Here is a 6500-nt window from a genome sequence, read left to right on the forward strand (position 1 = left end):
CGGACAGGCGCGGAGCCCCTGTCGCGGACAGGCATGGAGAAGTTCGCCCTGCTGTGCGACGCCGTCGCCCACATCCACGCTGGCCGCCCCGCGCAGGCCCGTCCCGCGCTGGAGACCTTGCAGAAGCTGATCGGGCCCGAGGTGCGGCCGCAGGACGCGGCGTACGAGCTCTACCGTGCCGCACTGGTCAACCGTGTCGAGGAGCACGGCAGCCCCTCGGAGACCAACCTGTACACACAGGCCTACGACCAGCCGCAGATCGATCTGTACTACCTGCTCACCACCCACCTGCCGTTCATGGACACGAGCCGGGTCGTCAACGAGCTGCTCGCCGAGCAGGTGGGCGCCGCGGACGACTTCGCCCTGCTGTCGGTCGGCATTGGGCACGGCCGCCAGGAGAGCGCGCTGCTGCACGGTCTCGCGGCCGGAAACCCGGGATTGCGTCACTGCACGGTCATCGGTGTCGACCCCGACCGGGAAAGCCTGGCCACAGCCGAGCGCACCCTGCGGCAGGCCACGGCCGAGCACGGTGTCGATCTGGACTTCCTCCCCGTGGCGAAGGTGGCTGAGGAACTTGACGATGACGACTGGATGAGCCTGTCCCGTATTGACGTCCCGTTGGTGGTCAACGCCTCTTTGGCGCTCCACCACATGCAGGACCCGAGTCCCGGTCACGACGCCCGGGACGAGTTCTTCCAGCGGTTGCGCATGCTGGACCCGTGCGGGGTGGTGCTGAACGAGTTCGACACCGACCACCATGAGGTGTCCTTCCCGCAGCGGTTCTTCAACTCATGGCGGTTCTTCGGCACCATCCTTCGCGCCATCGAGGCCGCGCCTGCCACCCGGCAGGAGAAGGACCACATGAAGACGTTCTTCGCCCGCGAGGTCATGAACATCGTCGGCTCGCGCACCGACGACCAGCGTTTCGAGCGGCACGAGGCGGCCGCTACCTGGATCAACCGGCTGCGCCGCTGCGGCTTCGAGCCTTACGGTGACGCCCCGGGGCTTCCGGGACCCTCGCTCCCCGCGGACTTCACGGTTCGCGTCCTGCCCGAGCAGGTCCGGCTCGGTTATCGCGACGCCACGGTCTGCTCAGTCATCGGCGCGCGTCCTGCCGGATGAGGCATCCCGGGGGCCTGCGCGGTTGACCGCACCTGCCGAGCACCTGTCTGTGCTCTCCGCGGTTGCTTATCCATACGTCAAGTGGCGCTCGCGGCCTTCGGACAACCGAACGCGCGGCCTTGCTCGGTGAACACGCAGGAGGCGACGAACAGCGGGATGCCGGCAACGGCACGGCCGGGCCGTGCCGTTGCCGGCACTCTTTATGGCTGGGTGAGATCCGGGTATGCAGGAGCGGCTGGAAGCGCGCACGGCTGTACATGTGTCGGCGGTCAGCCAATTCCCCACCCGGAACGTCACGTAATGGGCCAGGGGGACGCTGACGCCGCAACCGTCGAGGCCCTGGGGACGATGACCGTGCGTCGAGATCCCCAGGGCGCCGGAGGTTCCCGGGCCGCCCGATAGCCAGACCGTCGTTCAGGAGGGACGCCATCCGGTCTTGACGGAGACCGGTCGGCTCCAGCAACGACTGCGCCTGCTGCCATCCCTCTGCGGCGTGTATTTTGTGCTCGCCTTGAGTCTGTTCCCGCACCTGGGGATGGCACTGGTGTGCGGGCCCGGCCGGGGCCGACGCCGTTTCGCGCCTTGTTCGAGGTCCTGGCGGTTCCGCTCCTCGGTCGGCACGCCGGGCGTGGGCTATCGCGGGCTACGCACGGTGGCCTTCGACGGCTGCCACTCACTGCACATGCCGGACACCACCGATAACCGCGCCTGGCTGGGACGCGTCTGCGGGGGCCACTCTCGGCTTCCTGGAACGACCCAAACAGGGGCACTACAGACTTTCGCCCACTCGCTTGAGGGAGGAGCCCGAGCCCTAACTTCTCGGCATTGCGGAGCGCCGCCGAAGGCTGACTGACCGGACCAGCCGCACACTCAGTCCTTCGACGGGATCACTGTCGTCACCAGCGGCATCCGAATGCCGTCGATGAACTCCTTCATGGAGCACTGGATACAAACCTGCCGGCCCGACCGCTGGACCGCTCCTCATAGGGGACCGGCGCCACCTGCTCCACGCGACTACGGGCGCACGCTCGGCCCGCCGCCGGGTGTCGTGTGACGCCTCGAGACATCGCAACGGGAAGCGCCGATGCACTTATGGCAGCTCGACCTCGTGGGCGGGGTGTTCCTCGCCGACGGCCGGGAGTGCAAGATCCTCACCGCCATCGACGACCACTCCCGGTTCGTTGTCGCCGCCACCGTGCTGGAACGCCCGACCGGCGGCGCGGTGGTCGAGGCGTTCACCGCGGCAATACGTCACTACGGTGTGCCGTTCGAAGTGCTCACGGACAACGGCAAGCAGTTCACCGGCCGGTTCACCCGTCCTGTCCCCGCCGAGGTGCTGTTCGAGCGGACGTGCCGCGAGTATGGAGTCACCCACCGGCTGACCAAACGCCGGTCGCGCACCACTACGGGAAAAATCGAGCGCTGGCACCAAACCCTGCGCCGCGAGCTCCTGGACGAGGCCGACGAGTTCGCCGACATCCACGCAGCCCAGGATGCTCTGGACGCCTGGATCCAGTCCTACAATCACGACCGGCCGCACCAATCGCTGGACATGGCAACCCCCGCCAGTCTTTTCCGGCCTCGCCTTCGGCAGACGAACACAGAGGTCGATCAGGAACGACCAGCACCAGTCGACACCGCGGATGTCGAACTACAGGGCCCGAGTCCCATCACACCACCGACAGCTCCCGCGGCGTCGAACACCGCGTTACACAACGCGGTGGAGATCGACGTGATCGTTCCGACGTCGGATCAGCCAGTCTGGTCGGACATCAGCAACTGTGGTTGGGCAAGCACTTCGTCGGCCAGCTCATCACCGTCTGGGCCGACCATCGCAGCGTTCACGTCCTCCTCGACGGCAACCACCTCAAGACCGTCTCCTCCCGCCTGTCCGACACGCACCTCCAGCAGCTGGTGATGCGTGGAGCACGCCCAGCCGGACCGGCGCCCGCTGCGCCAGCGCTGCCCCGCGCCAGCCTCACACATCACAGGGACCAGGTGGGTGCATAGGCAGCGATCACTTCCCCGGCACCCGCAGTCGTATGCCGAGGAGTGGGCTGCGGACGCCGTGCTCCGGCTGCCGCGCCGCGCGTGGAGGCCCCTTGTCAGGTCGGGGGCTCGCACGCCTACTTTGGCGCGTCCTCGTCGCCTTCGGTACCGGCCGCGAGGGCGGCTGGTGTCTCCAGTGCTTGTTTGAGGTCGCCAAGGAAGGCCATCGCGTCGCGGCCGTTGACCACGCGATGGTCGTAGACCAGACCGAGGTACGTGAACCGGCGGGCTTCCGGCCTGCCCCGCTGGTCCAGGACGAGCTGTTCGTCGATGCTGCCCAGGGAGAGCGCGCAGGTCTGGCCGGGGAAGACGATGGGGGTGGCGAAGACCACACCGTCGGCGGTGTGCGGAGCGATCAAGATGTTGGCGCCGGTGAGCTCGTCGGCTCGGAAAGTGCCGCGGACGGCTTTGTCGCGGAATCCTGTTATCACGTCGGCGATCTGGGCGACGCTCAGCGCGGCGGTGTTGTGTACGACCGGGGTGTACAGGCCCTTTCCGGCGTCCACGGCCACCGCGACGTGTGCGCAGGGGGCGGGCTGGATGGTGCCGTCGTCGAGGAGCCGGGTGAACAGGCTTGGGTGCGCCGGGAGTTGGTCTGCCACCGACTTGATGAGGAGGCCGAGCAGGGAGACGACGCTGCCGGTGCGCCGGCGCAGTTGCCGGGCGAGGTCCTGAGCCTGGCCGACGTCGACCTTGGCGTAGGCGGCGGCGGCCGGGATGGTGCGCATCGACTCGGTGACCACGGCGCCCACCGCCCGCTGCTGCGCCGACAGTTGCCGGTCGGTGGGGGCACCGGCTTGCGCGGGGCGTGGCAGCAGCGCTTCGATGTCGGCTGCGCGGATCACGGTGCGGCCCAGTCCGCGCAGTTCGTTGTCGGTCAGGCCGTGCTGGTCCGCGAGGGCGCGCGCCGCCTTGGTGAGCGTCAGGCCGGCATCGGTTGCCGGCTCCGGCCGTGCGGTGGGGTCGACGGCCGGAGCGGAGAGGTAGGCATGGCGCTCGTCCGCCGAGGCGAAGAGGTGGGCGACGGTCTGACCGGGGCGGCAGTCAGCGCCGCCTGCGAGAAGGGTGTGCAGGATGCCGTCGGCGGTGCTGTCGATCTCTTCCTGGGTCTTGGAGGTCTCGATCACCACCAGCGGCTGCCCTTTCTTGATGCGTGCGCCGTGCTCGGCGAGCCATTCGACCAAGACGTAGCTGGCGTCGTTGGTGTTGAGGGTGGGCAGCTTGACGCTGATCACTGGGAAGCCTCCGTGAGGGCGCGGCGGAGTGCGGTCGCCTGGAGCAGGACGGTGTGCTCCAGGTGGGCGGCGGTGGGGATGACGCTCGGTTGGGCACTGAGCAGCAGTACGGGGCGGGCCAGCCGTCGCCACAGGTGCTCATGCAGCTGCTGGGCGAGCATTTCGCCCCAGGTGCCGTCTGCCGCGCTGTCCTCTGCGACACAGATGCGGCGGGCGCGGGACACCGTCGCGAGCAGCGGTTCGACGGTGAACGGGTAGAGCCGGGAGGGCACCAGGAGTTCGCAGGTGACTTCCTCCTCCAGCAGCAGGGTGCGCATGGCGGCGACGGCTCGCTCGGTCAGGCCCCCGGGGGCCAGGATGATCCAGTCCGGGTCAGCGCAGTCCACGGGGAACACGCGCGCGGTCCGGCTCGGGTCGTCGAGCAGCTCGTACCGGAAGAGGTCGTCGACGACCCCGCCCTGGTGCAGCGTGCGGGTGTAGAGCGTCTTGTCCTCGAAAAGCACGCACGGCTGCTCGCGGGAGAGCATGGCGGTGAGGACGTCCGCGTTGTCGTGGAACGGCGATATCTCGTGCAGGCTGAGCGCGGGGATGCCGATGAAGTGCTTCTGCAGGCTCTGGCTGTGGGTCGGCCCGTAGCCCCGGTTGCCGCCGGTGGGGCAGCGGACCACCATGCTCATCGGAACGGTGCGGCCGTACATCGACACGGACTTGCTGGCGAAGTTCAGGAGTTGGTCGAAGGCGAGGGCGGCGAAGTCGGAGAACATCATTTCCACGACCGGGTGGTTGCCGGTCAGGGCGAGCCCGGCGGCGACGCCCACGATGCCGCCCTCGCTGATCGGCGAGGAGATCACCCGTTCCGGGTGGCGGTCCGACAGGCCCCGGGTGGCCTTGAAGGCGCCGCCGTACGGGTCGGCGATGTCCTCGCCGATGACGTAGGCGCGGGGATCGTTGTCGAGGAGCGTGTGCAGGGCCCGGTTGAGGTTGCCGATCACCCGCTCCGGCCTGGTCATGGGTGCTCCCAGCGGGACGCGGGGCGGGCCTGGACCTCGCGCACGGCCTCGGCGATCGCCTGTCGCTGGGTCCGGTCCGCCACGGCGAAATGCTCCGGGTGCTGCTCCTCGTACCGGTGGTACCAGTCGTGCGCGGCCGCGTGCCGTATCACCTCGGCGGGGCGGGAGTCGTCTCCCTTGCTGTGTGGGCCCACGCGGTTCGTGGTGAACTCCACCACCAAGGGCTGGTGTTGGGTGCGGATGTCGTCGATCACGCCGGACAACTCCCGGCGCACCCGGGCGACATCATGAGAGGTGACGTGGTGGTGCCGGATGCCGAAGGCCGCCGCGCGCGCCTGGATGGTGCCGGCCATCTGCCGCTCGGTCGGAGTGGACTGGGCGATCTTGTTGTTCTCGACCACGACCAGCAGGGGCAGCCGCCACAACTGGGCCATGTTGAGCGCCTCGTACACCGCGCCTTCGCCCCACGTGCCGTCGCCGATGTGCACCACCGCGATCCGTCCGGGCTCGGCCCGTCGCAGGTGCAGGGCGACACCCGCGGCCACCGGCAGGCTCTCACCCTGTACGCCGGTGGACAGGTAGCGGTCGCGGTAGATGTGCTGGCTGCCGCCCACCCCGTGGCACACGGCGCCCTCGCGCCCCATGATCTCCGCCAGCAGGCCGTGCGGGTCCCGGAAGCGGGCCAGGTAGTGGCCGTGCCCGCGGTGGTTGCTGAAGACGTAGTCGCCCTCGTCCAGCAGTGCGTAGAGCGCGACGGGAATGTACTCCTGCCCGAGGCAGGTGTGCGTGGTGCCGTGCAGCAGACCCTGCGAGAACAGTTCCAGCACGGCCAGTTCGAAGTGACGGATCATCAGCAGGGTGTCGAGGTCCTCGGCCGGTAGCCGCGACAGGGGCTCCGCGCCTGTCCTGGGCCGGGGTGCCGTGGCACTCGTCGCAGTGGTGCTGCCGCCGATGAGATGGTGTGCTGCGCTGGTCACATTCGTCTCCTCAGGGAACTTCGACCACCTGGGCACACCAGGTGATCCCACTTGGTCACTGACTTTCGTACAAGTCGGGAGCGAGGTCACGTGGAGTGCCCGTTAGG

6 protein-coding genes are annotated in these 6500 nt (G+C 68.6%); 3 read left to right on the forward strand and 3 right to left on the reverse strand.

Annotated features, from left to right (window positions below; translation table 11 throughout):
• The 3 genes from BLW84_RS45805 to BLW84_RS45815 all read left to right on the forward strand — a co-directional run.
• Positions 1–1122 (forward strand): GRAS family protein (locus BLW84_RS45805; protein ID WP_218157776.1); only part of this gene is annotated, 1122 nt, incomplete at its 5' end.
• A 436-nt stretch (positions 1123–1558) separates the two neighbouring features.
• A complete protein-coding gene (locus BLW84_RS50640; RefSeq protein ID WP_177227083.1) occupies positions 1559–1975 on the forward strand; it encodes a transposase domain-containing protein in 417 nt (138 codons plus the stop codon).
• Between the two features lie 231 nt (positions 1976–2206).
• Complete coding sequence (locus BLW84_RS45815) at positions 2207–3040, forward strand: integrase core domain-containing protein (RefSeq protein WP_093279010.1); 834 nt, start codon at positions 2207–2209, stop codon at positions 3038–3040.
• A 208-nt stretch (positions 3041–3248) separates the two neighbouring features.
• Here the strand turns inward: BLW84_RS45815 and BLW84_RS45820 are convergent, their stop codons facing one another.
• Genes BLW84_RS45820 through BLW84_RS45830 form a run of 3 tightly spaced genes read right to left on the reverse strand, consistent with a single transcriptional unit; the run spans position 3249 to position 6393 of the window.
• Complete coding sequence (locus BLW84_RS45820) at positions 3249–4406, reverse strand: 2-oxo acid dehydrogenase subunit E2 (protein WP_093279012.1); 1158 nt, start codon at positions 4404–4406, stop codon at positions 3249–3251.
• Positions 4403–5416, reverse strand: coding sequence for an alpha-ketoacid dehydrogenase subunit beta (locus tag BLW84_RS45825; RefSeq protein WP_093279013.1), 1014 nt, complete (start codon positions 5414–5416; stop codon positions 4403–4405). Before BLW84_RS45825 ends, BLW84_RS45820 begins: the two co-directional genes overlap by 4 nt.
• Entirely contained in the window at positions 5413–6393 is a 981-nt protein-coding gene (locus tag BLW84_RS45830) for a thiamine pyrophosphate-dependent dehydrogenase E1 component subunit alpha (protein ID WP_218157778.1), read from the reverse strand. Before BLW84_RS45830 ends, BLW84_RS45825 begins: the two co-directional genes overlap by 4 nt.
• Positions 6394–6500 lie beyond the last annotated feature (107 nt).

Origin of the sequence: Saccharopolyspora shandongensis, assembly GCF_900106995.1 — a bacterium.
Taxonomy (GTDB): Bacteria; Actinomycetota; Actinomycetes; order Mycobacteriales; family Pseudonocardiaceae; genus Saccharopolyspora; species Saccharopolyspora shandongensis.